Source organism: Roseburia zhanii (assembly GCF_014287635.1).
Lineage (GTDB): Bacteria > Bacillota > Clostridia > Lachnospirales > Lachnospiraceae > Roseburia_B > Roseburia_B zhanii.
On sequence record NZ_JACOPH010000038.1, the window covers coordinates 1 to 3173 of the forward strand.

Here is a 3173-nt window from a genome sequence, read left to right on the forward strand (position 1 = left end):
CTCTCTGGATTATCGCATACATACACTTCTCTTGTTCCATTCCTATATCCTTCTACAATTTTTTGATACATAGTAGAATAGGCATATGCAGCTCCCATTCCAATATCATCGAAACCATATCCATTTTTACTTTCACGGATACTCTTTAAATATTTAGTCTCTTCATCCCATAATTCTTGAAGATAATCCTTTGACCAAGTAGTTTTAGGCACTGTTTCTCTAATATAATTTGCGTAACCAGCGTCTAAGGCAAACCTATCATGTATATATGCGTTTTCCTGATTTTCCCCATCGGCTTCATCTGAATGCCCTATCCTCCGGCATACGTCCTTGCCGGATGTTACGGTCATTTTTTCTTGCGATTCATTTGCCTTATGCTTTTTATGAGAAAGCTCTATAGTTTTCATATGATCGCCTTTTTGATGACCGTACAATGAAGATACGGTATTCTGGCCAAAACCAATGTGCATACTTCTATTCCTCCAATCAGTTTATCTGAATTGTACCGTCTGCTATAACAAACTGTACATTCAACTCAGACATAATATCTTTGTGCTGTGTCCGGTTATATGCTAAAATTTCCCGGATATCACTTGCGTAATACTGATAGGTCAGATTCCCGCCCGGATTTAACTGAATTTTCAACGCCTAATCCCATATTAACTCCTTTCCACGGTTCTTCTGTCAGTCAGAACCGTACCTGCTCTCTCCATCCGAAGCCCAAGCAGTAACCTTTAATTGATTTATTGGAGTAAGATAACACTTTTGGAGTTATCTTACTCCTTTTGTTTTGCCATTACGATAATCACAACCGCAACACTCCACAAAATATTTCATTATTCTGACCTAGTTTTCCCTTTTCTTCGGTCTTTTCGGCTGGTGATAAATCGCTGAACACTCTGCCGTCCTGCCAAGAACTGTTTTTTCCACTTCATTCCGGGCAATTCTCTCCACTACCTTCAATACCTTGTTTGTAATCTTTTCTTTCTTCAAAATTATAGAAATTGATACTATGCATATGTATCAAAACCTACCTTAGCAATCATATTTTCTGTTTTTTTATCTTCTTTTTCTTTATCCTCTTTCATTCTCTCCAGCCATTTGTCAATTTCTGAATCCGTACCAGTCTCTCCAAAAATGCCACAGGTTGTCATTTCGGTTCCATTATTCGTAAACTTAAACTCCACTGATATCAGTTTACTACCATGACTTATTGCCGCCTTCTGTGCATTTCGTATAACATCTGGCATAATTGCTAAATTTTCCTCAAGCCATTTCGCAGTTTTTTCATCTCCACATGCCTTTTGCATTACACTTCTGTCAATCAATACAGAAGCATTTTTGCATGGAGTCAAACATTTATACTTGTTAGTCAAATACTTTGAATAGTCTGATACATTTTTAAACTTATTGGCTGAATTCATAGTGTATCCTGCATAATAATTCTTTTCACTATTCTTTGATGGCTTTACATTTTCATTTTTTACATTTCCGTATGTGTATGTATTGGCATACGATGATACTCCATTAATTCCCATACTGCATCTCTCCTTTCTATTTAGCCTTGATTTTTTATTTGCAGGCTATTGGGTTTTGTTCGATACGCTTACTGCCATTGTAAAATTTGCCTCATAAGAAGCTACTGCCTGACTTATTGTGACAGTCTTAGCAGACGAACTACTCTCAGCCACCAATCGAGTTCTGGCATCCTGAGCAGATAACCTTTTATTTTGCGCATATTCTTCATAAGCTGTTCTTTCCGCTTGTTTTTTATGAATCCGCTTTTTTTCCTGTTGTTTCTTTACCTGATTTTCTATTCTCTTTTTATTTTCTATTCTGCGCTCCCAAAAACTATTTTTTGACTTATCATTAAAAATCTTCCCACCATTCCCATTGTTATAACCAGCACTCCACATCTCAGCATGACATTCTTCTTTTGATGCTCCATAATATATTGTAGAAAACGCTCCTCCGCATATACCGGACCATTTATCTGGTTGTGACCAACCCACTTGCAAATCATTTAATACCCATGCTTCATACTCTGGATCATTCTTCATTGCTTCAAAACCCGCCTCTGAAATTGTAACAGATATTGACTCGCCTGCTCTTGTGGGGTGCATTGGAATTTGAGATATTTTATTGTAAATGTACTGCTTGTATTCCACCATCGTCATATCTTTAGCAGACACAGAACCTATTTTTGAATTGCCCACTATACTTCCACTAGCTTCGCTCTTTTCTCTTACACTATCCGCAAACCTTGTATCTTCCTTCTCCTGATCTTTAGCCGCATTTTTCTGTTGGTACTGATTGTAAGCCCGTGTCATATAGTTCACATTAATTGTATTACTCATAGTAACCTCCTTTGCTTTCTTTATCGGATAAAATAACCTGTTCTCCTAGTCCCATATCATCAAACGACCATATTACGCACACAAAGACCATCTCTTTACAAGATGACCACTGCCTTAAATTCATTTTCATCGCAGGAAAGCACCATATCACCGCCATATTTATCCACAACTGCTTTTACATTTAACAATCCAATACCGTGATGATCCCCTCTTTTGCTCTTTATCGTATCATTTTCAATTTCCACCTTTTCTGTCACCGGATTTCTTACCGCAAATATCAGTTTATGATCTTCGCACTCTAATTTCAGATGAATGACCGCTTTTCCGGTATTTTTCAGTACCTTTTCACTCTCCCGGATTGCATTATCTAGTAAATTGGAGAGCAGGATCACAATCTCTTCCTCTTCCAGACAGATCTCCTGCAAATCCCCTACTTTCAGGATAACCGCTATGTGTTTCTCCTGCATGCTGCGGTACTTCTGGTTTAAAACAGCATTGACCACCGGATGATTTGTGTTGATTGCCGACATCTCGACAGCTATGCTCTCTGTCAGCTTCTGCGTAAATGAAAGTGCCTCATCTGTGTGTCCATTCTTAATCAATGTCTGGATTGTGGAAAGCTGATTTTTATAATCGTGCATTTTTCTTCGCTGACGCTCATAGATTTCTTCCCGGTCCTGATAATCTGCAATACGATTTTTCTGATTTTGTTCCGTAAGTACCGCAATTTTTATTCTCTCTTCTTTTTCAATGGTATTCTGCATGAACTCCATAAGGATAAGGTTAATCGCAACCAGTCCCACCGAAAGAAATAAA

At 37.9% G+C, this 3173-nt stretch carries 5 protein-coding genes and 1 pseudogene; all 6 read right to left on the bottom strand.

The features are described from left to right. Positions 1-470 (bottom strand): annotated as a pseudogene (locus H8S17_RS15705) (hypothetical protein); the annotation flags it as partial. 16 nt (positions 471-486) lie between these two features. Continuing rightward, positions 487-645, bottom strand: coding sequence for a hypothetical protein (locus H8S17_RS15710; protein WP_155177831.1), 159 nt, complete (start codon positions 643-645; stop codon positions 487-489). A 201-nt stretch (positions 646-846) separates the two neighbouring features. Next, a complete protein-coding gene (locus H8S17_RS17170; RefSeq protein ID WP_155177830.1) occupies positions 847-993 on the bottom strand; it encodes an AgrD family cyclic lactone autoinducer peptide in 147 nt (48 codons plus the stop codon). A gap of 17 nt (positions 994-1010) precedes the next feature. Then, positions 1011-1538: a hypothetical protein gene (locus H8S17_RS15720; RefSeq protein ID WP_117947339.1), complete on the bottom strand. Its 528-nt coding sequence runs from the start codon at positions 1536-1538 to the stop codon at positions 1011-1013. A 45-nt stretch (positions 1539-1583) separates the two neighbouring features. Next, a complete protein-coding gene (locus H8S17_RS15725; protein WP_186867860.1) occupies positions 1584-2357 on the bottom strand; it encodes a hypothetical protein in 774 nt (257 codons plus the stop codon). 95 nt (positions 2358-2452) lie between these two features. Beyond that, the coding region (locus H8S17_RS15730; protein ID WP_186867861.1) for a sensor histidine kinase at positions 2453-3173 on the bottom strand (721 nt) is incomplete at its 5' end.